Source organism: Bradyrhizobium sp. SPXBL-02 (assembly GCF_051853065.1).
Lineage (GTDB): Bacteria > Pseudomonadota > Alphaproteobacteria > Rhizobiales > Xanthobacteraceae > Bradyrhizobium.
Genome location: NZ_CP182474.1, coordinates 5553016 through 5578841 on the forward strand (window position 1 = coordinate 5553016; position 25826 = coordinate 5578841).

General features: G+C 64.1%; 30 protein-coding genes. 8 read left to right on the forward strand and 22 right to left on the reverse strand.

What is annotated here, in order from left to right; translation table 11 throughout:
* The first annotated feature begins 92 nt into the window (after positions 1 to 92).
* Together ACNJYD_RS25975 and ACNJYD_RS25980 are read left to right on the forward strand one after the other, a co-directional pair.
* Positions 93 to 731, forward strand: coding sequence for a cation transporter (locus ACNJYD_RS25975; RefSeq protein ID WP_439363723.1), 639 nt, complete (start codon positions 93 to 95; stop codon positions 729 to 731).
* A 193-nt stretch (positions 732 to 924) separates the two neighbouring features.
* Positions 925 to 1707 carry a sulfite exporter TauE/SafE family protein gene (locus ACNJYD_RS25980; RefSeq protein WP_212256936.1) on the forward strand — a complete coding sequence of 261 codons (783 nt, stop codon included), beginning with the start codon at positions 925 to 927 and terminating at the stop codon, positions 1705 to 1707.
* 7 nt (positions 1708 to 1714) lie between these two features.
* On the opposite strand, the gene ACNJYD_RS25985 is transcribed toward ACNJYD_RS25980, so the two are convergent.
* The 10 genes from ACNJYD_RS25985 to ACNJYD_RS26030 all read right to left on the reverse strand — a co-directional run bounded on the left by ACNJYD_RS25985 (position 1715) and on the right by ACNJYD_RS26030 (position 9501).
* On the reverse strand, positions 1715 to 2323 hold the full coding sequence (locus ACNJYD_RS25985) for a class I SAM-dependent methyltransferase (protein ID WP_439363724.1): 609 nt from the start codon (positions 2321 to 2323) through the stop codon (positions 1715 to 1717).
* 62 nt (positions 2324 to 2385) lie between these two features.
* Positions 2386 to 3234, reverse strand: coding sequence for an SDR family NAD(P)-dependent oxidoreductase (locus tag ACNJYD_RS25990; RefSeq protein WP_172784214.1), 849 nt, complete (start codon positions 3232 to 3234; stop codon positions 2386 to 2388).
* A 129-nt stretch (positions 3235 to 3363) separates the two neighbouring features.
* Complete coding sequence (locus tag ACNJYD_RS25995; RefSeq protein ID WP_172784213.1) at positions 3364 to 4518, reverse strand: L-dopachrome tautomerase-related protein; 1155 nt, start codon at positions 4516 to 4518, stop codon at positions 3364 to 3366.
* A gap of 93 nt (positions 4519 to 4611) precedes the next feature.
* Positions 4612 to 5628, reverse strand: coding sequence for an AraC family transcriptional regulator ligand-binding domain-containing protein (locus ACNJYD_RS26000; RefSeq protein ID WP_439363725.1), 1017 nt, complete (start codon positions 5626 to 5628; stop codon positions 4612 to 4614).
* A gap of 9 nt (positions 5629 to 5637) precedes the next feature.
* Positions 5638 to 6468, reverse strand: coding sequence for an oxidoreductase (locus ACNJYD_RS26005; protein ID WP_439363726.1), 831 nt, complete (start codon positions 6466 to 6468; stop codon positions 5638 to 5640).
* A 187-nt stretch (positions 6469 to 6655) separates the two neighbouring features.
* The gene (locus ACNJYD_RS26010) at positions 6656 to 7126 is read right to left on the reverse strand and encodes a DUF2147 domain-containing protein (RefSeq protein WP_439363727.1); all 471 of its coding nucleotides are present in this window, start codon (positions 7124 to 7126) and stop codon (positions 6656 to 6658) included.
* A 210-nt stretch (positions 7127 to 7336) separates the two neighbouring features.
* Positions 7337 to 7837: a GlcG/HbpS family heme-binding protein gene (locus tag ACNJYD_RS26015; RefSeq protein WP_439363728.1), complete on the reverse strand. Its 501-nt coding sequence runs from the start codon at positions 7835 to 7837 to the stop codon at positions 7337 to 7339.
* Between the two features lie 28 nt (positions 7838 to 7865).
* Positions 7866 to 8135 carry a hypothetical protein gene (locus tag ACNJYD_RS26020; RefSeq protein WP_439363729.1) on the reverse strand — a complete coding sequence of 90 codons (270 nt, stop codon included), beginning with the start codon at positions 8133 to 8135 and terminating at the stop codon, positions 7866 to 7868.
* Positions 8136 to 8146: 11 nt separating this feature from the next.
* The gene (locus tag ACNJYD_RS26025; protein WP_439363730.1) at positions 8147 to 8548 is read right to left on the reverse strand and encodes a hypothetical protein; all 402 of its coding nucleotides are present in this window, start codon (positions 8546 to 8548) and stop codon (positions 8147 to 8149) included.
* A 68-nt stretch (positions 8549 to 8616) separates the two neighbouring features.
* A complete protein-coding gene (locus tag ACNJYD_RS26030) occupies positions 8617 to 9501 on the reverse strand; it encodes a DUF1259 domain-containing protein (RefSeq protein WP_439363731.1) in 885 nt (294 codons plus the stop codon).
* 456 nt (positions 9502 to 9957) lie between these two features.
* On the opposite strand from ACNJYD_RS26030, the gene ACNJYD_RS26035 reads away from it, so the two are divergent.
* Entirely contained in the window at positions 9958 to 11040 is a 1083-nt protein-coding gene (locus ACNJYD_RS26035) for a Cj0069 family protein (protein ID WP_439363732.1), read from the forward strand.
* Between the two features lie 132 nt (positions 11041 to 11172).
* Positions 11173 to 11580 carry a GFA family protein gene (locus ACNJYD_RS26040; protein WP_439363733.1) on the forward strand — a complete coding sequence of 136 codons (408 nt, stop codon included), beginning with the start codon at positions 11173 to 11175 and terminating at the stop codon, positions 11578 to 11580.
* 306 nt (positions 11581 to 11886) lie between these two features.
* Here ACNJYD_RS26040 and ACNJYD_RS26045 read toward each other — a convergent pair whose 3' ends face one another.
* The 9 genes from ACNJYD_RS26045 to ACNJYD_RS26085 form a co-directional block, all read right to left on the reverse strand.
* Positions 11887 to 12366 carry a DUF411 domain-containing protein gene (locus ACNJYD_RS26045; protein WP_439363734.1) on the reverse strand — a complete coding sequence of 160 codons (480 nt, stop codon included), beginning with the start codon at positions 12364 to 12366 and terminating at the stop codon, positions 11887 to 11889.
* A gap of 62 nt (positions 12367 to 12428) precedes the next feature.
* Positions 12429 to 15620: an efflux RND transporter permease subunit gene (locus ACNJYD_RS26050; protein ID WP_439363735.1), complete on the reverse strand. Its 3192-nt coding sequence runs from the start codon at positions 15618 to 15620 to the stop codon at positions 12429 to 12431.
* Positions 15617 to 17038, reverse strand: a complete 1422-nt coding sequence (locus ACNJYD_RS26055; protein ID WP_212256948.1) for an efflux RND transporter periplasmic adaptor subunit — start codon at positions 17036 to 17038, stop codon at positions 15617 to 15619. Before ACNJYD_RS26055 ends, ACNJYD_RS26050 begins: the two co-directional genes overlap by 4 nt.
* Positions 17039 to 17117: 79 nt before the next feature.
* Positions 17118 to 17510 carry a FixH family protein gene (locus ACNJYD_RS26060; protein ID WP_212256949.1) on the reverse strand — a complete coding sequence of 131 codons (393 nt, stop codon included), beginning with the start codon at positions 17508 to 17510 and terminating at the stop codon, positions 17118 to 17120.
* Positions 17511 to 17606: 96 nt separating this feature from the next.
* Positions 17607 to 17969: a hypothetical protein gene (locus tag ACNJYD_RS26065; protein ID WP_212256950.1), complete on the reverse strand. Its 363-nt coding sequence runs from the start codon at positions 17967 to 17969 to the stop codon at positions 17607 to 17609.
* Positions 17970 to 18119: 150 nt separating this feature from the next.
* Positions 18120 to 19307, reverse strand: coding sequence for an MFS transporter (locus tag ACNJYD_RS26070; RefSeq protein ID WP_212257001.1), 1188 nt, complete (start codon positions 19305 to 19307; stop codon positions 18120 to 18122).
* 60 nt (positions 19308 to 19367) lie between these two features.
* Entirely contained in the window at positions 19368 to 20543 is a 1176-nt protein-coding gene (locus ACNJYD_RS26075) for an MFS transporter (protein WP_433996067.1), read from the reverse strand.
* Positions 20540 to 21901: an NAD(P)-binding protein gene (locus ACNJYD_RS26080; RefSeq protein ID WP_212256952.1), complete on the reverse strand. Its 1362-nt coding sequence runs from the start codon at positions 21899 to 21901 to the stop codon at positions 20540 to 20542. The genes ACNJYD_RS26075 and ACNJYD_RS26080 overlap by 4 nt, the downstream gene beginning before the upstream one ends.
* A 48-nt stretch (positions 21902 to 21949) precedes the next feature.
* A complete protein-coding gene (locus ACNJYD_RS26085) occupies positions 21950 to 22267 on the reverse strand; it encodes an ArsR/SmtB family transcription factor (RefSeq protein ID WP_212256953.1) in 318 nt (105 codons plus the stop codon).
* 119 nt (positions 22268 to 22386) lie between these two features.
* Here ACNJYD_RS26085 and ACNJYD_RS26090 point away from each other — a divergent pair, with 119 nt between their 5' ends.
* The 4 genes from ACNJYD_RS26090 to arsC are packed head-to-tail and all read left to right on the forward strand — an operon-like array spanning position 22387 to position 24368.
* On the forward strand, positions 22387 to 22749 hold the full coding sequence (locus ACNJYD_RS26090) for an ArsR/SmtB family transcription factor (protein WP_212256954.1): 363 nt from the start codon (positions 22387 to 22389) through the stop codon (positions 22747 to 22749).
* Positions 22742 to 23269, forward strand: coding sequence for an arsenate reductase ArsC (locus ACNJYD_RS26095; RefSeq protein WP_212256955.1), 528 nt, complete (start codon positions 22742 to 22744; stop codon positions 23267 to 23269). The genes ACNJYD_RS26090 and ACNJYD_RS26095 overlap by 8 nt, the downstream gene beginning before the upstream one ends.
* Complete coding sequence (locus ACNJYD_RS26100; protein ID WP_212256956.1) at positions 23269 to 23970, forward strand: aquaporin; 702 nt, start codon at positions 23269 to 23271, stop codon at positions 23968 to 23970. Before ACNJYD_RS26095 ends, ACNJYD_RS26100 begins: the two co-directional genes overlap by 1 nt.
* Positions 23967 to 24368, forward strand: a complete 402-nt coding sequence (gene arsC, locus ACNJYD_RS26105) for an arsenate reductase (glutaredoxin) (RefSeq protein ID WP_212256957.1) — start codon at positions 23967 to 23969, stop codon at positions 24366 to 24368. The genes ACNJYD_RS26100 and arsC overlap by 4 nt, the downstream gene beginning before the upstream one ends.
* A 27-nt stretch (positions 24369 to 24395) precedes the next feature.
* Here arsC and ACNJYD_RS26110 read toward each other — a convergent pair whose 3' ends face one another.
* From ACNJYD_RS26110 to ACNJYD_RS26120, 3 genes are read right to left on the reverse strand one after another with little or no spacing between them, the layout of a single operon-like run.
* Positions 24396 to 25160, reverse strand: coding sequence for a hypothetical protein (locus ACNJYD_RS26110; protein ID WP_212256958.1), 765 nt, complete (start codon positions 25158 to 25160; stop codon positions 24396 to 24398).
* Positions 25161 to 25162: 2 nt separating this feature from the next.
* The gene (locus ACNJYD_RS26115) at positions 25163 to 25375 is read right to left on the reverse strand and encodes a hypothetical protein (protein ID WP_246571179.1); all 213 of its coding nucleotides are present in this window, start codon (positions 25373 to 25375) and stop codon (positions 25163 to 25165) included.
* On the reverse strand, positions 25372 to 25815 hold the full coding sequence (locus tag ACNJYD_RS26120; protein WP_212256959.1) for a hypothetical protein: 444 nt from the start codon (positions 25813 to 25815) through the stop codon (positions 25372 to 25374). The genes ACNJYD_RS26115 and ACNJYD_RS26120 overlap by 4 nt, the downstream gene beginning before the upstream one ends.
* Positions 25816 to 25826 lie beyond the last annotated feature (11 nt).

The window sequence follows — 25826 nt, forward strand, 5'->3', positions numbered from 1 at the left end:
TGCCATGATCCCTGCCGGTCCATACGGCGGGTGGAAAGGGAGCCTGTCGCTCCCGAATGTGTTAATGGACCATGGTCCATACGGAGATCGCCATGGCGAGTTGCGGTAGCTGCTGCGGCAGCGACGTCAAATTTGAGGGGCTCTCGCCCGATTACAAGCGGCGGCTCTGGGCTGTGATTGGGATCAATGCCGGCATGTTCCTCGTCGAGACAGGGGGCGGACACCTCGCCGGATCGAATGCACTACAGGCCGACGCTTTGGATTTCCTGGGCGATGCACTGACCTATGGGATCACGCTCGCAGCAATCGGAGCGGCTGCGGCCACCAGGGCGAAGGCCGCTCTCTTCAAGGGCTTCACGCTGTTTCTGATGGGCGTGTGGGTATTTGGCTCGACTGCCTACCATGTTCTCGTGCTTGGCATTCCTCGCGCCGAGCTGATGGGTGCAATCGGCTTCCTGGCCCTCGCCGCGAACGTGACCAGCCTGCTCCTCCTGATAAGATACAAGGACGGAGACGCCAACGTGCGTTCAGTCTGGCTATGCTCGCGCAACGATGCCATCGGCAACGTCGCGGTGATGATCGCGGCAGCAGCCGTGTGGCTCACAACGTCCAAATGGCCCGACCTCATCGTGGCCGCCATCATGGCTGGATTGTTCCTCTGGTCTGCATTCCAGATTCTTCGACAGTCATTGCCGGAGTTGCGTGAACCCGTAAGCCTGTCCGCAGGGTGATACCGTTCTTTCCCGCTTCTTTCCGCTGTGTCGATCTCAACTTGGGCGAACAGGGGCCATATTTACAGGGGGCGGCATAACCGACTAAGGTCCTGCTCGCCCCACGCCCTGCCGTAAGCAGGTGTGAAGCTCCCCGCCACGACGGATTACGGGCTCGTTCATTTGCGCACCAGCGCATTTTTCTGTCGTGTCCATGCGAAACAATTCCGCCGCGTTCGGCTCGGGCGCAATCATCGGCACTCTGGGCGGCCTCATTGGTCTTGGTGGCGCGGAATTTCGGCTGCCGCTGCTCATCAGTCTATTCAGGTTTCGCGGCCTTGAAGCCGTGGTTCTCAACAAGGCGACGAGCCTGATCGTGGTGGCGAGTGCGCTGCCGTTTCGCGCAGGCGTCGTTCCGTTCGCGGAGATACATGCCCATTGGCCGATCATCCTGAACCTGCTGGCGGGCAGCCTTGTCGGCGCCTACGCCGGGGCGTCCTGGGCGACGCGTCTCGAGTCCGGGACGCTGTACAGGATCATTGCCGTCCTGCTGCTCGTGATCGCGGGCATGCTTCTGTTCGCACACGGCAACGAGGCCGCGACCATTCCGGCGCTGACCGGCGCGAGCCTGATCGTCGCGGGCATCGCAGCGGGCTTTATGATCGGGATCGTGGCATCGTTACTCGGCGTTGCCGGAGGTGAATTCCTGATCCCCACCCTGATCCTGTTGTTCGGCGCGGACGTGAAGCTGGCAGGAAGCCTCTCACTGGCGGTGAGCCTGCCGACAATGCTGGTGGGATTTGCGCGCTATAGTCGCGATCAGAGCTTTTCGGTGCTGCGCGCGAATTGGCGGTTCATGCTCGCAATGGCGATTGGATCCATCATCGGCACATTCATCGGCGGTCTGCTTCTTGGCGTCGTCCCGAATTCGATTCTTCTGCCGGGATTGGCTGTGATCCTGGTCGTTTCGGCAGTGAAAATCTGGCGGCACGAGTGAGACGGCCTCAGGCATAAGGCGTTCCGGCCTGCGATTGCAACTGCCGTCGCCGACGGATGCGATAAACCGATGCCGGCGGAATATTGAGCGCGGTTCGCCCGACCAGGCTCGCCTTCAGCCCGAGACGGTCGAGGATGGGCCGGGGCACCGGGCAGCGCGGTCCGTAGGTGAACTGATAGAGCGTGCCGCCCTCCTGCATGTGGCGGAAGGCGCCCCTCAGGATCGCGATCACCTTGCGCGGCGACATCGACAGGAGCGGAAGGCCGCTGACGACGGCCGCGGCTGGCGCCATGAACGGCTCGTACTGACTTAGCTGGCGCGCATCCATCCAGAGCACGCGCGCTCTCGGGAAGCGCTCCTGCAACAGGCGGACGAAATCCGAACCGTATTCGATCAGCAACAGGTCACGCTCCGCGACGCCGTGCCGGAGCAACGCCTTGGTGAAGATCCCGGTGCCCGGCCCGAGCTCGATCACCGGCCCAGTCCCCGGCGTGATCTCCTGCGTCATCAGGCGCGCCAGTGACTGGCCCGATGGCGCGATGGCGGAGACCTGCCAGGGATTGGACAGGTACGAGCGGAAGAACTGGAAGAAGTCTGCAACTGCGGTCGCGTTCATTGCGATCCTCTCTGTTTCCCGCTGGCGAAGGGAGCGATCCTGTCCGGAAAGGGCTGGTGCGACTACGATGCGATGTTGTGTTGCCGGGCCTCGCCCTGAGCCGCGCTGGAAAGGGGTTCCCACGCTTCCCACATCGCGAGGCGATCGGCATAGGCGGCCCGGGCGCGCGGCAGACCTTCGGTTCCGACAAAGAACCGCAATGGCGGATTCTCGGCGTCGACGATCTTCAGGATCGCATCGGCCGTCGCCTCCGGCTCACCAAAATCCAGCTTGGCGCCGGCGGCAAACACCTCCGCCCGCGTGTTGCTGTAGGCGTTGATGACGGGCGCGATCCTGAGCGAGGCCGTGCTGGCGAACCCCGTCGCATAGGCGCCAGGCTCGAGCAGCGTGACTTTCAACCCGAAACCCTTGACCTCCTGGGCCAGGCTTTCATGGAGAGCTTCGATCGCGAATTTCGAGGCGTTGTAGAACCCGGTGATGGGCCCGGCGACGATGCCCGCAACGCTGGACACGCCGATGATGTGGCCGCTGCCCTGCCGTCGCAGCAAGGGGAGCGCGGCCTGGATGACGCGAAGGGTACCGAAGAAATTGGTGTCGAACTCAGCACGGACATCGGCCTCGTGTGCCTCTTCGATCGCCCCGACCAGCGCGTAGCCGGCGTTGTTGAGCACGACGTCCAGCCGTCCGAAATGCGCGTGAGCCCGGGTCACGGCATTCTGCACCGCATGGGCATCGGTCACGTCCAGGGCGATCGGCAGCACGGCATCGCCGTAGACTTCCGAAAGATCGGCCACGTCAGCCAGAACGCGGGCGGTGGCAGCCACGTTGTCGCCACGCTTGAGGGCGGCCTCCGCCCAGACGCGGCCAAAGCCGCGGGATGCCCCGGTGATGAACCAGACTTTGCCAGACATGCGATATCCTCGATTGGTTGAACGCCGACTTTCCAGCTTTTCGTATCGTCGGCGTGGACACACGGCAGTGACAGACGGCGCCACCGAAGCTGCAGCAAGCGCCAAAGAGGATGCAGGAGCGGCCGCGGCCTACGGCTTGAGCCGGTAGATGAAGTACGGCTGACGGGCGAGCAATCGGTCCCGAGGCGGTGGTCCGGCAAATTGGCCCATGTAGGCCGACAGCGCGCTGTCCGTGAAGTACAGAGAGCCGCTCGGTCCAGCCGCCACACCATCGGCCCATATCACATCGCGCGAGCGCACCAATGTCTTGATGTCTTTGGTCTCGGGATCGAATGCCATCAAGCCGCCGTGCTCGACATCGGTCAGGATGACATGGCCCGCCGTGTCCACCGTGATGCCGTCACTCATGGGCTTAGGCCCTAGAACTTCCACCTTCCTAGCAACGTCCGAAGGTGCGAGAGTCTTGTCCACGACGGCGGAAAGTGGGGCCCGGCACAGATGCGAATTGGTCATGCCGGCGAGATAGACCCATTTCTGATCGGGGCTGATCTCGATTCCATCGAGCCCGGCGGCGACATTCACGAGACCGTAGCCCATGCGGTAGACGCCAAACGGCGTCTGCATCAGCCAATTCTCTGGCAAAGTGCAGGGATGTTCCGCCAGCGCAGTCCGGAAGCTGTGGTCCTCCACGGAATAGACGATAAGCTTCGGGGCGGTGAACCGCAGGATGCCGGTGTGAGCCAGAAGGATGTATTTGCCATCGGCGGTCACTCGCAGATCCTGCGCGAACTGAGCCTCTTTACCGGGAAACTCAAAATATGCGACGCGTTCGCGCGTCGTCAGGTCGAAGGCCCACAGACGCGTGTGCTGGAAATCGAGGCTGGCGGGTTCGATCAGCCAGATACGGTTCTGGTGGTCGATGGTCATGCCGAAGCTTCCCTGGAAATCCCGTTGACTCTCCATCGATGGAAACGGCGTGATCTTTCCGTCAGCCCATTCGAACATCGTCGCGGCTGAAAATCGCCCGGCGCGAGCGATGGGATGGTAGTTGAAGTAGACATGTCCGTTGGGAGCGACGGCCACGTTGCCAGGCGGGTAGTCGAGCTGAATCAGCTTCTCAAGCTTGGTCAGCCCCTGCGGGTTGTCAGAGCCGATGTCGGGATAGAGCGTACCGCCTCCATACTCGAATTTGACGAACGCCAGCGCGCCCGCCACTGCAAGCGTCAGAACGAAACCAGCGCGCAACGCAATGCGCCTCATACTTTTGCTTGATTGCCTTCCCATCGATCGCTCCATCTTGATCGCAACAATCCAGCGTTCATTGAGGAGACGCTCTCGCCGTCACTTCAATGTCAGCTGCGTTCGGATTTTGGATGATTAGTGAATCTTGTTGCCGTGCAGCTCGCGCCAGCGGCTCGGCGTCACGCCTTCCCAGTACCTGAAAGCGCGATAGAACGAGCTTGCGTCCTGATAACCCAGAAGGCACGCGACCTCGTCGATGTCAGCCGTCGGATCCGACAGAAGCTGCCGCCCGAGCTCCTGACGCGCCTCGACGAGGAGTTCGCGGAAGCTCGTTCCTTCCTCGGTGATGCGGCGCTGAAGAGTCCGCTCGCTTAAGCCGAGATCGCGCGCGACGTCGGACAATTCGGGCCGTCCGCTCGCAAGGCTCCGCTTGAGGACGACCTTCACCTGCTCCCTGACGGAGCTGCGCGCCTCCAGCTCGCCCAAGGCCGACGCCAATGCCGGCGTCAGGATTTCGAGCAACTCCTTGTTGTGCCCGGGAAACGGACGATCGAGGTCAGCGGATTTCAGGACCAGCAGGTTCCGCGCCGCGCCATAGCGGATCTGGCATTCGAAATATTTCTGGTGGACGTCGCTCTTGGAGCGAGGACGAACCAGCTCGACCCGCTTCGGCGTCAGATGCTGTCCCGTACCACGGCGCCCGAGCTCGACCAGCGAGGCGAAGGTCACGTCGGTCGTAATCGCGGGCTCCGGATCCGTTGCGTACGGCCACTCCGTCGTGACGACGCACTCGTCCTTGCCATCCTCGACGTGCAGCTGTTCGGGCGAGCACAACCGCTTGAAGCGCGCGAGGCGGTTCAGTCCATCGCGATAGTCCCTTGCATAGAAAGCAGCGAGGCTCGACGGCGGATGCACCGCCGTCTCGACGCTCTGCACCAGCATCAAGCCGAGCCCCGGCTCCGGCTTCAGCTCCTCCAGCGCTCGCCAGAGCGCAAAATATTGCACCGTGGTGACCTGCCCCTGATCGTTCAGGTGCAAGGTTGCCGGCAGCTTCGCCTGCCGCAACAGCACGGCCGGCGGCACGCCGATATGTTCAACGGCCTGCCAAAAGGCCCGGGGAATCTTGCACCTGTCCGCCGCCGTTCCGCTCATGACTGAACCTTAGCGCATCTGGCTCATGATGACGCGATCGAACATGCGATCGCCGAACCATTCGCGAATCTTGATCATGGGAAGCGCATATTTGCCTGCAACGTAGCGCGTGCGCGGCTTCGGCTCCGTCACCGCCCTCGACACGATGTCGGCGATGACGCTCGGATTGGTGCCGCGTCCCTGTCCATAGGCTTCACGGGTCGATTTCGCGACCGCCTGGGTCAGTTTGGCGTAAGGGCCTTCACCCGATCGTTTGAGCAGGCCATTGGCGACCACATCGCCGAATCCCGTCTCGATCAGGCCGGGCTCGACGACGACGACCTTGATGCCGAATGGCGCCAGTTCAAGCCGCAGGCAGTCGGACCAGCCTTCCAGCGCATGCTTGGTTGCGTGGTACCAGGCGCCCAGGAGCGTGTAGATCTTGCCGCCCATCGAGGTGATGTTGACGATCGTGCCTGCGCGCTTCTCGCGCATCTTCGGCAGCAGGAGCTGCGTCAGGCGGGCGGCGCCGAACAGGTTCACCTCGAACTGGTAACGCGCCTCGTCGATGCCGACCTCCTCGACGGGACCGTAGAGGCCGAAGCCGGCGTTGTTGACGAGCACATCGATCCCGTCCACCTCGCGCAGGATGGCATCGACCGACGCCTGGATCTCGCTCTCATTCGAGATGTCCATTCGCAGAGACCGCGCCCCGAGCTTGACGAGGTCATCCATCTTGTCGACGTGCCGCGCGGCGACGAAGACCTGAAAGCCGTCCTTGATCAGACGCCTTGCGATTTCCTTGCCCATGCCGGAGGAGGCTCCGGTGACGAGCGCGGTTCTTTTCGATCTTTCGAACATGTCAACCTCTCTTCGTTCCGATCCTTATCCTGCCGCCTCCTCGGTACGGATTGACTGACCAAGCGCGCCAATGGAGTTGCACAAAGCGCCAATCCTGGCGACCGCTCAAGCTGCTGGTCTCGCAGGAAAAAAGCGCGGTCCGGGTGACCGCGCTTCGGCAGAACGGCTAGGGATTGACGGAATGCCGCTATCCGCGAACGCGGTGGAATGTGCGGGTCTGTCCCATCGCCGGCAGGCCGAGATAGCCTCGCAGATGCATCTTGCCGTCCTTGACGGCTGCCTTGCAGTTGTAGGTGCGTCCCGATGAGGCGTCATAGATCGAGCCGCCGCTCCACTCGCCATTTTCCCAGTGCAAGCCCGTGATGAAGACGATGTTCTTTAGCGACCGCGAACGCAGCGCGGGGTCAGGGTTCTTGGCGTCCTTCTTGAAGGTGACTTTGTCCGCCTCCACGATCTCGTTGCCGTAGAGCATGCGCGCCTGGAATTCTGCGCCGGCCTTGAACATGTCGAGCTTCACGGTGCCGTCGTCTGCCTCCCAGGTCCCGACGATCGCGTCGGGGACCGGCGCCTCGCCATGCGCCATCGGCATCAGTCCGATGTTCAGGGTTGCCATCAGCAGGAAGATGGCGGATCGACGGGATAGTGGGGATGCTTGCATGGTCTGTTCCTTGGTCTGCGGTTGGCAGGAGCGATCAGGCCGCTCGCTGGTCTCGCAGGTGTCTTAGATTTCAGGAACAGCGTTGGCAGCGGCAGAAGGCGCCAGCGGGATTGCGAGACGTGCCAATCAATGCCGCGATCGGCGACGGGTTCTCGATCGCGTTGCAGACGGACACGTATACTTAGCGGATGATCTGAAATCCTCCGCCCCTCAAAACTCCAGCTTGTCGCGAATGGCCTCGATCCCGGCTTTCGCGCACGCTTCGTCCGCGTCACCGCCCGGAGCGCCGGAAACGCCGACCGCTCCGACCACAGAGCCGCCTGCTTCGACGATCAGCCCTCCCCCTATGATGACCGCTCCGGGAAGACTACGAATGCCTGACTGCATCATGCCGGGCTGGCTGATCGCGTTCAGTTCGGTCGTGCTGGTTTTGAACGACGCCGCCGTCCACGCCTTGCCGGATGCGGTCGAGGGCGTGTGAGAGCCAGCGAAGCGATCGCGCAGCATCACTTGCGTGATACCGAAGCGATCGACGACGGCGACGGCAACCTGATATCCACGGCTGCGGCAGCTATCCAACGCGGCACGCGCGAGATCGAGCGCCAGCTCCGGACTGAGCGATTTGTAGGTGACGAGGGTCTCTTCCGCCCGCATTGGGCCGACAAACGCAGCCAGCAGCATCGTCGCGACCGACAGACGGCGAAAGCTCATGGTCATCTCCGACAGAGGTGGACAATTTCTATTTGGTCTCACCATATGTCAGATCATCGAACAAGGTCACGCTATCTGCCTTGGTCCACAGGCCGATCATGCCGGCGTCCGTGATGGTGGCGTCCTCAACCTCGAACAATGGCTTTCCGTCAAACGTCACCTTGAACCGATTTCCCGCGAAGTCGCAACGCAGCGCGTGCCATTGCCCGGATGGCACCGGCGTGTTGACGCCGTAGCCCCCCTTGCGTCCGACGATCTCCAGCGAACTTCGTATGCCCTTGATCGTCTTGTAGAGCACCACGTTGTCCTCTAGCTTGCCCGGACGACGTAATAATTGTCGGCGTCCTTGGCACGCCAGATGATTCCCGCGGCGCGATCCTCGGACCCGGACACCGCCTTGAACTTCACTTCTACGAAGCCGTTGCGGATGTTGGTATCGCTCTTGATGGCGACGGGAAAAGTCGCCCGTCCGGATTGCTTGAGGACGTTGGGCTTGCTCGGCGCCGTGGGCTCCGCCTCGACGGTCCATTTCGATTCACCCTTGCCGGTCATCGTGAGAGTCCAGCCTGCCGGCGCCGATCCAGCAGGAGCGTTGTCGAAATTCAGGGTTTCGGCCATGGCGTTCCCTCCCATCAGCAAAGCCAGCATAAGCGCCAGGACGAGACTGGCCCATGCAGACGGCCGCGACCGAAAGGCCAAAGCGGCGCGCATCGTCGGCTGTCCCAACCTCTGACATTCGATCATTGAAACGCCTCACGCTGCATTTTCTATGCCTTGGCTCAGCTCTTGCTGCTGGCGGTCTTCTCGATCGCCGCACGCAAGCCTTCGGCAAGCTTGACCGCGTCGTCGTTGGCCCAGAAGTGCATGAAAAAGAGTCGCGGCTGTTCGTTCAGCATGTGGCTGTGCAGCGCCGTCACCTCGATGCCATGTGTCCGCAGCGCCACGATGACCGGATTCACCTCGTCGCTGGTCAGGACGAAGTCGCCCGTGATGGCCGCCTTTCCGCCGCCGGTCGGCTGGAAATTGATTGCGGTCGCGACGCCCATCGCGCCGACCGGCATCAGCAGCATGCCGTCTTCGGAGACAGGGTCTCGCCGTTTGACGTTGAACTGGTAGACGCCGCCATTGGCCTGCCCCTTGACGCCAATGATCTGATCGAGCTTCGCCGTGTCGAGATCGATAGAGGGCGAGTTCGCTGCCGCGGCGACGCTCAGGGGCGTCTTGCTTTCGGCGAGGGCATCATGGATTGCCGACGCCAGCTTGACCGGGTCGCCATGTCCGGCGACGTGCATGTAGAAGGTCGCCGGGCTTGCGCGCAGCAGATGGTTGTGCACGGCGGTGATCTCGAGACCGCTCGCAATCATCTTCGCCATCACAGGGTTGACCTCGCTCTCGAGCAGCACGAGGTCACCCATGACCATGGTTCCGCCATGCGCGGGCTTGAACGCGAGCCAGCCGCCAAGCGCCAGCGCCGGCTTGATCGTGACACCATCCAAAGTCACGGTGAGATCGGTGCGCGGAAAGCCGTAGCGATGGACATCGTCCGCAACCATCGGCTTTCGCCCCAGTGTCTCATCGACCTTTTGCCAGTCGATGCCCTGCGCGTGAGCGCTCGTGATGAAGCAGGCAGCGACGCCGATCAGTGCCGAAACAGTCTTATGCATGGATCAGCTCCCTTGAGCTCTGGGTCCCTGCCCCAGGTGATGTCGGATGGTGAGGCGGGCTCCGACCGCCGCGCCAGACGCAGCAGACTCGCCGCCGAGGCGCATGCCATGGCGATGCGGCGGCCGATCCCGGCAAGTCGGGCGGATTGTGGAATGGAGCTGCGGTGTGTGATGACATGCGGCGCCCTTGGTGATCAGGACGCGATGCTTGGGCATGTCGCCTCGCGGGGAGATCGCACATCCCCGTCGCGCCGACTAAAAACCCGCAAGACCGGGCTGTCAACCGGCGCACGGCCGCGCCACGTCACGAAGAGTTGCCCCTGCGAAAGGAACTCGCCAGCCCATCTTGAAACGACGAGGCGGTTTCACATACATTCTCCGGGTGGGGACGATGCAGACTCCCCGTGAGACCCAGGTCCAAGCTCTGCGCAGCACGCAAATACGTGGAGCTTGCGCATGGACACCGAACGTCACTCCCCTCCCCTCCGAACCCTAGCCATCCTCTCGCGCGGCGACGCTGCCGCGCGGCGCGAGACGACGGCGCAGAACAGCCGCTTCGTCCGCGTCTTCGAGGCGCTCGCCGCCGCGGGCATCGACGCCTTCCCGGCGATCTACGACGAGAGCTTTGCGGGCGCGGTCCGCGACCAATTGCTCGCAGCCGACGGCGTGCTGGTCTGGGTCGATCCGATCCATCAAGGCAAGACCCGCGCCGATCTCGACGCCCTGCTGCGCGACGTCGCAGCGCAAGGACCATGGGTGAGCGCGCATCCGGACGTCATCCTGAAGATGGGCGTCAAGGAAGTGCTCTACCGGACACGGCATCTGGGCTGGGGCGCCGACACGCATCGCTACGACACCGCCGCAGGCTTCCGCGGCCAGTTTCCGGCGAACCTTCGTGCCAGCGGCCCACGCGTGCTGAAGCAGAACCGCGGCAATGGCGGCCAGGGCGTCTGGAAGGTGGAGGCGCTGCCCGGCACGGACGGCATGGTTCGCGTGCTGCATGCGCAGCGCGGCAGCATGCCGGAGGACATGCCGATGGACGCCCTGTTCGCCCGGTGCGAGCCCTATTTCGGCTGGGGCGGCTGCATCATCGACCAGGCGTTTCAGCCACGCCTGCCCGACGGCATGGTCCGCTGCTACATGAGCGGCGCCAAAGTCGCCGGCTTCGGACACCAAAAGATCAAGGCGCTGATCCCGCCGCCGCCGGAGGGACCTGATACGCCCGAGGCGCAGCCCGGGCCGCGGATCATGCACGGGCCTGATGCTCCGCAATTCCAGGCGCTGCGGCGGTCGATGGAGGACGAATGGACGCCGCAGATGATGGCAACGCTCGGCATCGATGAGCCCTCGTCATTGCCGGTGATCTGGGACGCGGACTTCCTGTACGGGCCGACAGATGCGGCCGGCGCGGACACCTATGTGCTCTGCGAGATCAACGCGAGCTCGTGCTTTGCGATCCCCGAGGAAGCGCCGGCGGCGATCGCGCGGACGGTGAGGCAACGCCTGCGGCTACCTGAGAGCACACGGGCGCAAGGATAGCCTCGCGGGCAGAGCCGCAATGGCAGCAGCTGTCAGGCGACAGTACGACGCAATCGCAAATTGACTGCGTTGTTGAAGCCGCCAGGCGCGAGAGCTATCGATCTGAAAACTCGACTTCGATCGGAGGAACGCATGAGCACCATCACGGGCGGCTGTCACTGCGGAGCAATCCGTTACGAGGTCGAGGGCGAGGTGATCGTGCACGCGCTTTGTCACTGCCGCGATTGCCGGCTTCATGCCGGGGCTCCGGTCGTCGGCTGGACGATGTACCCGGACAGCGCCGTCAAGGTGGCCAAGGGCGAGCCGAAGGTTTACCGCTCCTCGGAACACGGGCGGCGGCACTTTTGCGGCGACTGCGGAACCGGACTGTTCTACGTCAATGCCAACATGATGCCGGGGATCATCGACATCCAGAGCGCGACCTACGACGATCCCGAGGCCGTGCCTGCCACGATGCAGATCCAGGTCGCCGAGCGCCTGCGCTGGATGGCGCATGCGCACGAACTGCCGGCGTTCGAGCGCTATCCGCCACAGCCATAGGCTAGCATCGCGCTGCACCGTCTAATGTGTCCCCCGCACAGCACCAAGGCAGCCCCCAAGGCTATCGCATACGACTTGTAGCACGGCCGGTGCGCACGCCTCGTCCTTCGAGACGGCGCTTACGCGCCTCCTCAGGATGAGGCTCATCGGCATCAGTGTTCGTTGAAACCGCTGCCGCGCACTCCGCCCTCATCCTGAGGAGCCCGCTGAAAGCGGGCGTCTCGAAGGATGGCCGCAGGGAAGAGCTCTCAATGGATAGCCCCCGCACAGCCCGGTGCATCATGCCGGTATGGTAGCGCGCCTTGGTCAATCAATCGCCTGCGCGCCGATGAAGCGCATGAACGGCTTTTGGCCATCGGCACCGAACAGCACGACCTCGTAACGCTGCGGCGTGCCGCCTTCCATCCCGGGCGAGCCCACCGGCATGCCCGGCACGGCGAGTCCCTTCGCGTTGGGACGCTCGGAGAGAAGGCGCCGCACGGCCGCAGCCGGCACGTGCCCCTCGACGACATAACCGGCGACCTCTGCCGTATGACAGGCGACCAGGTTCGATGGGATGCCGAGACGAGCCCGGATCGGGTCGAGGTCGGGCGTCTCCTCCACCTGGACGGTAAATCCGGCATCCCGCAGATGCTGCACCCAGCCGGCGCAGCAGCCGCAGCTCGGATCACGGTGCACCGTGAGTGTGGCTGCGTCGGGCGCCGCCGCGGCCGGCCTTGCAAGAGCGGCCGCGGCGATCAGCCCGACAAGCGACCGGCGGGTCATCAAACAGGCGCGTTGCTTCATCTTCGGATTCCTTTCGCTGTCACTCCAGAGCTTCAACACATGATCGTGCATCATGGCTCGTGTCATCCGGCCGGCTCCACGACGCGCAATCTGGCGCCGATCGGCTTTGGCGTCTCGGTCGATGGCGCCTTGTCCTCGCGCTTGGGCGGCAAGCGGACGCCCTTCACCAATCCGAAGATCGCGGGGATCACGATCAGCGTCAGCAGCGTCGACGATATCATGCCGCCAATCATAGGCACCGCGATGCGCTGCATGATCTCCGACCCGGTTCCGGTGCTCCACATGATCGGCAGCAGGCCCGCCATGATGGCGACGACCGTCATCATCTTGGGACGCACGCGCTCGACCGCGCCCACCATGATGGCCTCGTGGAGATCCTGCCGGGTGAAGCCCCTGCCCTCGGCGCTGCACGTCGCCTTCATCTCGGCCAGGGCATGCTCGAGGTAGATCAGCATCACGACGCCGGTCTCGGCGGCGACGCCGGCGAGCGCGATGAAGCCGACGGCGACGGCGACCGACAGGTTGAAGCCGAGCCACCACATCATCCAGATGCCGCCGACCAGCGCGAAGGGCAGCGACAGCATGACGATGAGGGTTTCGGTCATGGCCCTGAAATTCAGGTACAGCAGCAGGAAGATGATCGTCAGCGTCACCGGCACCACGATCTTCAGGCGCGCCGCGGCGCGCTGCAGATATTCGTACTGGCCGCTCCAGACCACGTAATATCCGGGCGGGAACTGGATGCTGTCAGTCACGGCGCGTTGCGCATCGGCGACGTAGCTGCCGATGTCGCGATCGCGAATGTCGACATAGACGTAGGTCGCGAGCTGGCCGTTCTCGGTCCGGATCGAGGTCGGGCCCCGCGCCGGCTCGACCTTCGCGACCTCGCCGAGCGGCACCGCGCCGCCTGCGGGCATCGGCACCAGGATATCGCTGGCGATCGCCTTGGGATTGTCGCGCAGGTCGCGCGGATAGCGCATGTTCACCGTGAAGCGCTGCCGCCCTTCCACCGTCGTCGTGACGGTCTGACCGCCGAGCGCGGCCGCGATGGTGTCCTGAACGTCCTGGATCAGGATGCCGTAACGGGCGAGCGCCTCGCGATCCGGGACGATCTCGAGATAATAGCCGCCGATGCCGCGCTCGGCGTAGGCCGATGCGGTGCCCGGGACCGCCTTGATCACGCGTTCGACCTGCTTCGCCAGCCGATCGATCTCGACGAGGTCGGTGCCCATCACCTTGACGCCGACGGGAGTGCGGATGCCGGTGGACAGCATGTCGATGCGCGCCTTGATCGGCATGGTCCAGGCGTTTGAGACGCCCGGAAACTGCAGCGCCTTGTCCATCTCCGCGATCAGGCTGTCGACGGTAACGCCTGCCCGCCATTGCTCCTTCGGCTTCAGGCTGACCACCGTCTCGAACATCTCGGTCGGCGCCGGATCGGTCGCGGTCGCCGCCCGTCCCGCCTTGCCGTAGACCGATTCGACCTCCGGGAACGACTTGATGATGCGGTCCTGCGTTTGCATCAGCTCGGCCGCCTTGGTCACGGAGATGCCGGGCAGCGTGGTCGGCATGTAGAGCAGCGTGCCCTCGTTCAGCGTCGGCATGAACTCGGTGCCGAGCTGCCGCGCCGGCCAGATCGTGACGGCGAGCACGACGAGCGAGGCCAGGATCACCAGCGTCTTGGCGCGCAGCACGCCCTTGATGACCGGCCGGTAGATAAAGATCAGGAAGCGGTTGATGACGTTCTTGCTCTCGGGAACGATCCTGCCGCGGACGAAGATCACCATCAGTGCCGGCACCAGAGTGACGGACAAGAGGGCCGCGGCCGCCATCGCAAAGGTCTTCGTGAACGCCAGCGGGCTGAACAGCCGCCCCTCCTGCGATTCCAGCGTGAAGATCGGCATGAACGAGACGGTGATGATGAGCAGGCTGAAGAACAACGCCGGGCCGACCTCGGACGCCGCATCGATCAGGATCTGGACGCGCGACTGACCGGGCTCGGCGCGCTCGAGGTGCTTGTGCGCGTTCTCGATCATGACGATCGCGGCATCCACCATGGCGCCGATCGCGATCGCGATGCCCCCGAGGCTCATGATGTTGGATCCGAGGCCCAGCAGCTTCATGGCACCGAACGCCATCAGCACGCCGACCGGCAGCATCAGGATCGCGACCAGCGCGCTGCGGACATGGAGCAGGAACACGATGCAGACGAGCGCGACCACGATGCTCTCCTCGAACAACGTGTGCTTGAGCGTGTCGATCGCCGAATAGATCAGGCCCGAGCGGTCGTAGACCGGGACGATCTCGACCGACTTCGGCAGGCTGCTCGCGATCTCCTTGAAGCGCTTCCTGACGTTCTCGATGACGTCGAGCGCATTGACGCCGAAGCGCTGCAGCACGATGCCGCTTGCGACCTCGCCCTCGCCGTTCAGCTCGGCGATGCCGCGCCGCTCGTCGGGTCCGAGCTCGACATTGGCGACGTCCCGCAGCAGCACCGGCGTGCCGTTGCTGGTCTTCAGGACGATGTTGCCGAGATCGTTGATGCCCTTGATGTAGCCCTTGCCGCGAATGACGTATTCGAACTCCGACAGCTCGACCGTGCGGCCGCCGACATCGGCGTTGCTGGCGCGGATCGCCTCCCGGATTTTCTGCATGCTGATGCCGCGGTCGCGCATGCGCTGCGGGTCGAGCACCACGTTGTACTGCTTGACGAAGCCGCCGATGCTGGCGACTTCGGCAACGCCCTCGGCCTTGGCCAGCGCGAATTTCAGATTCCAGTCCTGGATCGTGCGCGTGTCGGCGAGGTTCAATTCTTTCGACATCACGGCGTATTGGTAGACCCAGCCGACGCCGGTCGCATCGGGCCCGATGGTCGGTGTGATGCCGGCGGGAAGCCGCGACGTGGCGCTGTTCAAAAACTCCATCACGCGCGAGCGCGCCCAATAGATGTCGGTGCCGTCCTCGAAGATCACGTAGACGAACGACACGCCGAAGAAGGAGAAGCCGCGCACCACCTTCGATTTCGGCACGGTCAGCATCGCCGTCGTCAGGGGATAGGTGACCTGGTCCTCGATCACCTGCGGCGCCTGGCCGGGATATTCGGTGTAGACGATGACCTGGGTATCCGAGAGGTCGGGGATCGCATCCAGCGGCAGATGAAGCAGCGCGTAGAGGCCGGCGGCGGCCGCAAAGCCGGTGCCGAACAACACCAGCAGCAGGTTGCGCGCAGACCAGGCGATGATGCGGGCGATCATTTATGCTCTCCCGTCGCATGGCCGGCATCGGAGGCTTGAGGCGCAGCCTCGGCAAAGCCTTTCAGCGCGGCCTTCAGATTGCTTTCGGCATCGATCAGGAAGTTGGCGGATGTGACCACCGCCTCGCCTTCGGCAAGGCCATCCCGGACCTCGATATAACCGCCGCCGCGACGGCCGAGCTTCACCTCCCGCGGCTCGAAGCGCCCGTCCCCCTTGTCGACGAGGACGGCCTGCCGCGTGCCGGTGTCGAGCACCGCGCTGTCCTGGATCGCCAGGACGGGCGCGCTATCTGCCGTATCGACGTCGGCATCGACATACATGTCCGGCAGCAGCACCGCCTCGGGATTGGCGAGCTCGATGCGGACGCGTACCGTCCGGGTTTCGCGGTTCACCTGCGGATAGATCACCGCGATCTTGCCGGTGAAGCTGCGGCCGGGGAAGCTGCGCGCGCGCACCGCAACGGACTGCCCGACCGCGATGTTGCCGAGATCGCGCTCGGCGACGTCGACCAGCGCCCAGACCAGCGAGGTGTCGGCGATGCGGAACAGCACGTCGCCGGGATTGGCGCGCATGCCTTCGATCGCGTTGCGCTCGAGCACGATCCCGTCGCGCGGCGCCGACCAATGGATGGTGACGGGCGCGACATGCGTTTTCTCCATCTCGGCGATCACCCGCTCGGGGACGTCGAGATTGACCAGCCGTTGCCGCGAGCCGCGGCCGTACATCTCGACACCGCCGACGGTCTTGGAGGTGATGGTCGCGAGGTACTCGGCCGCCGCGGAGGCGACCGCCGAGCTGTAGATCTCCATCAGCGGCTGGCCCGCCTTGACGCGGGTGCCGGTGGTGACGTCCGCGATCTTCTGCACGAAGCTCTCGGCGCGCATCGCGATCACCGAGACGCGGCGCTCGTCCAATTGGATCGTACCGGGTGCCTTGACCAAGGCACGGACCGATCGCCGCGCGACCGGCTCGGACTTCACGCCGCTGCGCTGGATCTTGCCGGGCGACAGCTTCACCGTGCCATCATCGACGTCGTCGCCTTCGTAGACGGGGATATAGTTCATCCCCATCGGGTCCTTCTTCGGCACCGGCGAGGTGTCGGGCAAGCCCATGGGATTGCGGTAGTAGAGAATCTTGCGCGATGAAGCCGCCTGCGCTGGTCTCGGCTCTGCCTGGGCGGCCTTGTCGTCATCGTAGACCGGCAGATAGTCCCGCCCGCGGTCATCCTTCTTGGGCCCGGCGGACCAGAGCGGCGCGCCACTGGGATCGCGATAGTAGAGCGGAGTCCGGTCCGCTGGCGCCGCAGCCGGGGTCACTTCGGCATGGACCGACCAGCGCCCCTCGTTCGAGGACCAGTACGCGCCAAGGGCGAGGCCGCCGCCGAGAGCGAGAGCAGTCAAGAGACGCAACGTCTTCATGGTTGAATTCGCGCGCTCAGAGCGCGTCCATGCGAATGGGACAGAGAAGTCCGGGCGCCATCCGGCGGCGCCCGAAAGCTCACTTGATCGCCTTGACGATGACCTTGCCCGTGACCGTCTCGGCCTCACCCTGCACCTTCGCCGAGAGCGTGACCTGATAGCGGCCGGCCATCGGCAGGTCCGTCCTAAAGGCGTAGACGCCCGGCTCCTTGGACGGCAGCGGTGCGACCGCCGATTCCATCTCGGCCATGCCGTCCGGCGCCATGTCCACGCGCGTCTTGAAGATGACGGCGTCCGGCACCGGCTTGCCGGTCTGCTTGTTGGTCAAACGAACGGCGAGCGTGACGTCGTCGCCCTTCTTCATCTCGGGATTGATCGGCTCGAAAGCATAGTCGCCGGCGCCCGCCAACGCGGCCGAGGCGGCAAGCGAAAGGGTGGCGGCAACAGCCGCAGTGCTGAACTTGGAAAGCATTGTCCTGTCCTCATGAATTGATCTCGACCGCGACGCAGGAACGCGCACATCAGTCGTCGTCGCGCGGGGCGTGCCCGCGCGCGTCTTTTACGGAGATCAGATTCGAGGAGGCCGGAAGGGAGGACTGCCGCCGCGGGAGGCGACGACCTGATCGGCGGGAATAGCCGCTTCCGCTGCCGCGACGGCAAGGAATTCGAAAGCCAGGGGACGAATGTCCGCAAGTGCAACGGTACCGCCGACACAGCAGAAGCCCATCCCGCACTTGTAGCTGCTGTCGGAGCCCGTTCCCTTCATGTCGGGACAACAATCGTCCATCGACATATCGCCGTCGCCGCCGACCTGCATGGCCGCCTGCATATCACCCGACGACATCGTAAGGCTGGAAGCGGACGCACCAGCCGGCAGCATCGCCAGGGATATGGCGATGGCGAGTGCCAGGATGGTCCGAACGATCCGCATCAGACGTGCTTTAACCTTTTGGATACCCTTTGGAACCGCAATGCAGCCTGAGTAACATAGTCTGCGGCCGAAAGCATTCTTTGATCCGGGTCAAGCATTCGTGAGCAAGGCTTGGATCCCTGTCAGCCCGATCGCCCGCATCCTCATCGCCTATTGCGACCTCGATACCAGTTCGTCGGACCGAGCCGTCCGCGACCATAGCAACGCGAGCGGGCCGAGTGCGATCCCGGCCGCGAGCACGGTGAAGGCCAGCAACCAGCCCTCTGCACTCTGCGGACCGCCAGCGGCATCGAGAGCAACCCCGGTTCCCCAAGCTCCGATCGCCGACAGGCCGAACCCGACGGTCGAATGCAGGGCCAGAGTCGCGCCGCGATGCTCCGAGACAGCTGCAGCCGACATGCCGGCGGTCAACGCACCAGAATCCGCCGGCACCGTCAGGCCATAGATCACCAGCAGCAGCGCCAGCACCCATGCCGGAGCCGTCGCATTCAGACCGATGACGAGCGCAACGCTGGCCGAAGCGATCATCACCACCGTGATCGCCCGATGTCGCCCGAACTTCAATGCGGCCTCGTTGCCGAGGATGCTGGCCGGCATGGAGATCACTGCAAAGCAGAAGCTCATCAGGACCGGGCTCAGCCATGAGGGTGCGCCCTGATGCGCCACGACGTAGGTCCAGAAGCCGACCAGCCAGGTGCGAATGCCGTAGAGCTCGAAGCAATGCGCGCCATAGCCGAAGATGTAGCCGAGCGCCTCGCGGTTGGCGAAAACGGGCGCAAAGTTCAAAAGGCGTCCTGTTCTTGGAGCGGGACTGCGGCTCTCGATCAAAAGACACGCGACCACCATCGCGATGGGACCGATGCCGGTCACGTAAAACGCGGTCCGCCATCCCCAGCCGTCGGCGAGGACTTGCGCGATCAGGAACGACAGGCCGACGCCCACCGAGAAGCTCGACGTGTAGAGCGTGACCGCCCGCGAGCTGTCGCCGGCGGGCAACCGGTCCGTCAGTGCCTTGAGCCCGGGCATGTAGGCACCGGCAAAACCAAGGCCGGCGAGCGACCAGATGATGGTCCCCGACCAGAACCCTTGCGCGAAGATGCCGAACGCAACGGTCGCTACTCCGCTGACGACAGAGCCGCAGAGGAGCACGAGCCGTGCGTCGATGCGATCGGTCAGCGTCGTGAGCACGGGCACCGCCAGCATGTAGCCAAACGCATAGCCGCTCGCCATCATCCCGCCCTCGGCGGCCGACAACCCCCACGCCGGCATCAGATGCTGGGCGAGATTTGCGGACAACGTCACGTGCGGCAGCAGATTGCCGAGCTGGCCGATACACATCACCGCAATCAGCGGCCAGCCGCGCAAGCTACGAATGTTCTCCTCCCGTCGGACAGGGACTCATGCCGTCTGATCCCCACGAAGCAGCAGAAGGGCGAAGAACGCAGAGACCGAGGCCAGGGCGCTGATCCAGAGCGCGCTGCTGCCGAGATGCTCCACCATCAGTCCCAGCGCAAGGGGCGCGAAAGCGCCCGTTGCCCTGGAAGGCAGCGAAATCATCCCGACACGCCTGCCGAACCCGACCGGCCCAAACAGTGCCAACGGCAGCGTACCACGGGCAATGGTGATGATGCCGTTGCCGGCGCCATACAGCACCGCGAAGGCCGGTGCGAGCCAAGGGCCGCCTGCGATCAGCGCAAGCACGCCGATGGGATTCATGAGCATGGCGAGTCTCGCCGACAGCAGCGGATGAAACCGGCCAAGCCATCCTGCTTCCAGAAGGCGGGCACCGACTTGCGCGGGTCCGACCAATGCTCCTGCCAACAACGCCTGTGCTGGCGTGGCGCCGAACGCGACCAGCATGGTGGGCAGAATGGCCGAGACTCCGGAGCTGACAAAACTTGCGGCCGCAAACATGTACGCCAGCAGTATCATGACGAAGGTTTCGCTCTGCCGACCGGATTGCCGGCTTGCGCCCGTGCTCGGTCCGGACTCCTGATGCAAAGGAGCGGCACGGGGCAGCGAAAGGTTGAGCGGCAAGGCAAGGCCGATGTGGATCACCGCCCACAGCTGACAGGCCGCGCGCCAGCCGTACTCCGTGGCGAGCCAGGTCGTGAGCGGCCAGCCGAGCGTGCTGGCGAAACCGGCGATCAGGGTGATGCCGGTGATCGTTCGTCGCGCATCGGCGCCGTAAATGCGCGCAAGCGTCGCGAACGCGGCTTCATAGAGGCCCATGCCCATGCCGATCCCGAGCAGGATCCAGGCTGTAATCAGCGCCGCTACGCCATAGGCCGCGGACAGCAGCAGCAAGCCTACCGCCAAAACGAGGTTCGAGACAGCAAGCAGGCTGCGCCCACCGAACGTATCGATGGCATGCCCAACTCTCGGACCAAGCAGGCCGGAGATGATGAGCGCTCCCGACAGCGCGGCGAACACGTAAGTCGGCGCAAGACCGAGATCGCCCGCGATCGGCGCAGCTAGGATCGCAGGAAGATAGTAGCTCGACGCCCAAGCGATGGTCTGCGCGGTGCCGAGCGCGACGACGACAGTGAGCGGGCTCGCAGTGCCACGGCTCATGAGCAACCGCATCCCACACCGCCCGCCTTCTTGGCGGATTCATCGGCGGCGCAGCAGGCCGAGGGTTCGGCCTTGGGCGGACCACCGCAGCATCCCGCTGCGCTGGCGGACTCCACGCCGGCGCGTGTGCAGACGCCGGTCTCCGGCAGCACGAGCTCGACCCTTGCCGCCGCCTCCTTGTCGCCGGCGATGTCGGCGACGATCGAGCGGACCTGCTCGTAGCCGGTCATCATCAGGAAGGTCGGCGCGCGGCCGTAGGATTTCATGCCGGCAAGATAGAAGCCCGGCTCATCATGCGCCAGCTCGCGCGCGCCGTGAGGCCGCACCGTTCCGCAGCTATGCTCGTTGGGGTCGATGAGCGGCGCGAGCGCGAGGGGCGCCTCGATCGCCGGATCGAGCCGCAGCCGCAGCTCGGACAGGAACGAGAGATCGGGCCGGAAGCCGGTCGACACCACCAGCTCATCGGCAACCACATTCCGCGCAGCAGAGCCGGCGCCTGCCGAAATCCTGAGGCGGCCTTCGCGCTCCGAAATATGGGTGACAGCGAAGCCGGTCTCGACCGCAATTTTTCCGGTGGTCACGAGCGCGGCGAAGGCTGAGCCCAGCTCGCCGCGCGCGGCAAGCTTGTCGTTGCGGCCGCCGCCGAAGGCCTTTGCCGGATCGTCGCCGCGCAGCAGCCAAACGGGCCTGGTGCCGGGCGCCTCCTCGGCGAGCCGAACGAGATCGATCAGCGTGCCGAGGGCGGAATGGCCGGCACCGAGCACGGCCACGGTCTTGCCGGCGTATCTGGCGCGAGCGGTGCCGCGCACAGCGGGCATGCCATAGGCGATGCGGCCGGCGCATTCGCGTTCGCCGAACGCCGGCAGACCGTTGCTGCCGGCGGGATTGGGCGAGAACCACGTGCCGGAGACGTCGATGACGGCGTCGGCGCGCAGCACCTCGTCGCCTTTGCCATTCCGGTAGCGAATTTCGAACGGCGCCTGGCCCCGCCCCTTCGTCTTCGCCTTGTCGAAGCCGGCGCGGCTGATCGCCGTGACGCGGCTCGAGGTCCGGATCGTCTCGCGCAGCGGCGTTCGCGTGGCCAGAGGCGCGAGATAGCGATCGATCAGTTCGCCGCCGGTCGGATATGAGCTCGGGTCCGGCGAATTCCATCCAGTCGGCGCAAGCAGGCGCGCCGCGGCCTTGTCGACGTTGTATTCCCAGGGCGAGAAGAGCTGGACGTGCTGCCATTGCCGCACGGCATGCCCGGCTTCGGGTGCGGCCTCGAGCACGACAGGGGACATGCCGCGTTCGAGCACATGAGCGGCGGCTGCGAGGCCGACCGGCCCCGCTCCGATGATGGCTACGGTCTTGTCCATTCCCAATACTCCATCCTTCTAGAATTATCGAATAATTAGCGAAATGAATCAGGCTGCCGTCCGGGCATCCTTACATCCCGCTTCGTCTGCACAGCACTCCGCGGCCAGGAAGTCGACCAGCCCCCGCATGGCATCGAAATGGGCGCGGCAGATCAGGGTCGTCGATTCCCTGCTCTGACTGACCAGTCCGACCGAGACCAAGGTTTTGATGTGGTGCGACAGCGTCGAGGCCGGAATCTTCAGCTTGTCCTGCAGGCGGCCGACCGGCATGCCCGCATGCCCGGCCCGAACCAGCGCCCGGTAAATCTGCAGGCGGGTCCGATTTCCGAGGGCTTCCAGGCGTGCTGCTGCGTCGTCGATCTTCATGAGCGACACGGTGCGCCCGTGCACATCGATTGTCAAACGATATTTCTAGAATATTCGAAATTTGGAACCCGGAGGTTTCCAGATTGACGCGGCCTCGATAATTCCATAAATCTGGATGTATGGAAACAGAGCAAGCCGTCCTGGCGCTCGCCGCGCTGTCTCAACCGACCCGCCTGGAGGCGTTCCGGACGCTGGTCAGGCACGAACCTGAAGGTCTTGCGGCCGGCGACCTCGCGCGCCTCTTGGAAGTCCCGCAAAACACGCTGTCGGCGCATCTGTCGATTCTGAGCCGCGCCCGCCTCGTATCTTCCGAGCGGCACAGCCGCTCGATCGTCTATCGCGCCAATCTCGGCGAGTTTCGCGACGTCGCAGTCTTCCTGCTGCGCGATTGCTGCGACGGACGGCCGGAAGTTTGCGACCCCGTCGTCGAGACTTTGCAATCGTGCTGTTCGCCAAAACGAAAGGAGCGAAGCCGTGTCTGATCACAGGTTTAACGTCTTGTTCCTATGCACCGGCAATTCGGCACGATCGATCTTGGCTGAGTCGATCCTGCGCAAGGACGGCGGCGGCCGCTTTCAGTCCTTCTCCGCCGGCAGCACCCCGAAAGGCGCAGTCCATCCGCTGGCATTGCGCACGCTGGAACACATGGGCTATCCCGCCGACGGAATGCGCTCGAAAAGCTGGCTGGAGTTTGCCGCTCCGGATGCGCCGGTGATGGATTTCGTCTTCACCGTCTGCGACAATGCAGCGGGTGAGGCCTGTCCGATCTGGCCGGGCCAGCCGATGACGGCGCATTGGGACATCGAGGATCCTGCCGCAGCAGAGGGTTCAGAACTGGAGAAACAGGCGGCATTCGTCACCGCGTTTCGTTATCTGAGAAACCGCATCGCTACATTCGTGAACCTCCCGCTGAGGAGCATCGACAAGCTTTCGCTCGGCACCAAGCTGCGCGAAATCGGCCGCTCCGAAGGTGCAACCGATTTGGCACCGAAGGCCGGCTGATGGACAGTTTCGATCTTTCACGGCGCCTTGCGGCCGAAGCGCTCGGCACGGGCATTCTCGTCGCCACCGTGGTCGGCTCCGGCATCATGGCGGAAACGTTGACCAAGGACATCGCGCTGGCGCTGCTCTGCAACACCTTGCCGACCGGCGCCATCCTGGTCGTCCTGATCACGGTGCTCGGTCCGATCTCCGGCGCACACTTAAATCCCGCGGTGACGCTCGTCTTCACCGGCCAGCGCGAGCTGCCGGGACACGAGGCTGCGTTCTATATTGTCGCGCAAATCGCTGGCGGGATCGCGGGAACGGTGGCGGCGCATCTGATGTTCGGGCTGCCGCTGCTCGAACTCTCGACGAAGGTCCGAACCGGAGGGCCGCAATGGTTCGCCGAAGCGGTGGCCGCGTTCGGGCTGATTGCGACGATCCTGGCCGGCATCCGGTTTCAGCGCACGGCCGTGCCTTGGCTGGTGGGCCTCTACATCACCGCGGCCTATTGGTTCACGGCTTCCACCTCGTTTGCCAATCCGGCCGTGGCCATTGCGAGGTCCCTGACCAACACGTTCTCAGGCATTCGTCCCGCCGACCTGCCCGGCTTCGTCATTGCCGAGCTGTGCGGAGCGTTCGCCGGCATGCTGCTGATGAACTGGCTGCTCGGACGCTCACGCGCGTCCGCCTCGGTTGCAATCACGGAGACAAGTCGATGACCGTCACGATCTATCACAACCCGGCCTGCGGCACCTCGCGCAACACGCTGGCGATGATCCGGCAGAGCGGCACCGAGCCCGTCGTGGTCGAATATCTCAAGACGCCGCCCTCGCGCGACGAGCTCAAGGAGCTGATCGCGACCATGGGCATTACGGTCCGCGCGCTGCTGCGCGAGAAGGGAACGCCCTACAAGGAGCTCGGGCTAGACGATCCCAAATGGAGCGACGACGAGCTGCTCGATCTCATGCTCGCCCATCCCATCCTCATCAACCGTCCGATCGTGGTGACGCCAAAGGGCACGCGCTTGTGCCGGCCGTCGGAAGCCGTGATCGATCTCCTGGACAATCCGCTCGGCCGCTTCGTGAAGGAAGACGGCGAAGTGGTGGAAGCGCGATAGGCCTGCAAGCGCGCGTCGGAAGGTCAGCTATCCCAGCAAGCCCTTCAAGCCCGCATAGATCGAGCCGACAGCGGTCGCGGCAACGCCGACCAGTGGCCCGACGGTCTGCATCAGGTCCTGGATCAGGCGGGCGCGGCGGCGCAGTTGCTCGTCACCGACATGCTGCCCCAATAGACGCGCCATGCGGAAGGCGAACGCGTTCGGCTTGCCGCCCTGGGTCAGCACGCGCGGCAATATCTGGAAGATCACGACGCTGAGAATGTTACCCGAGACGAAGGCGAGCAGGATACTGGCGCCATATTCGAACACCTCCCGCCATTCGATCCATACCGTTGGAAGGATCGGGACATGATCGTGGATCCCGGTGATCGTCAGCATCGCCAGGATGCTGACACTCGCGGTGAGAAACGCGAGCACGAATGCCGCCAGAACGTAGACCCTGTGCAGCGGATAGGCAACGAATCCGAACAAGAGCGGTACGGCGATCGACGCGATCCGAAGCGGGATCGGCGACAGGTTGAAGGTGATGGTCACCAGCACATGCGCGATCACCAGCAGCAGGGATGGAATCGCAACATAGAGCACCGCATGCGTTCCGTAATAGCGCAACGGATTGTTGTAGCGCTCGAGACGGACGTTGACGCGATCGAGATCGCGCCTGAGCTTGTCCAGCTCCGCAACGATCTCGTCGATCTCGAGAAGCGTCGGCCGCACGACGCGCAAGTCCCGCGAACAATGCTTGCACGCGATGGCTTCGTCCTTGATCGTCTCGGCGCAGAACGGGCACTCCATCGCTAGCGCGACTTCCTTCGTCTCATGATCGCTTCGATCTCGTCTCTGGCCCGTTTCAGTTCATCGCGCAGATCCTCGCGCTTGCGCAAGAGATCGTCGCGCTCGGCAAGCAGCGTGGCGGGAACGGCGATGTCGCGCCCGCACGAGGCGCAAACCAGCGCGCCCTCGGCACTTTCGGACCGGCAGTAAGGGCAGGTCACTTGGGCAAAGGTCACTTGGGCGCGACCTTCAGAGTGAAGACGGCCGTGCCTGGCCGGCCATCGCTGTCCTTGATATCGACGCGCACCGTGTATTCGCCGGGCGGCAGCTCCGCATCCTGCATGTTGATGCCATCAGCCTGCACGAAGGGCTTCACCCTGGGAGTCAGGTCGACGTTAGGCGTGCGGAGGAAGATCACCTTGACCGAGTTCGGGTCGACCTTTGCCCCGCCATAGGACTGAAATTTCAACACCAGCCGCAGCGGCGAGCTCGCCGCGTCACCCGGCGAGACGAACTCGACCTTCGGGCCACGCAGGATGCCGCGCTGCTGGACTTCAACCGCTCCCTTGGGAGGCGGCAGCTTGGCTTCCTCCTCCGTGATCAACTGCGTCGCACGCGACGGCGCCGAGACCAGCAAGGCTGCAGCCGCAATTCCGAGCAAGACATTCCGCTTCATTTCCTCTGCAC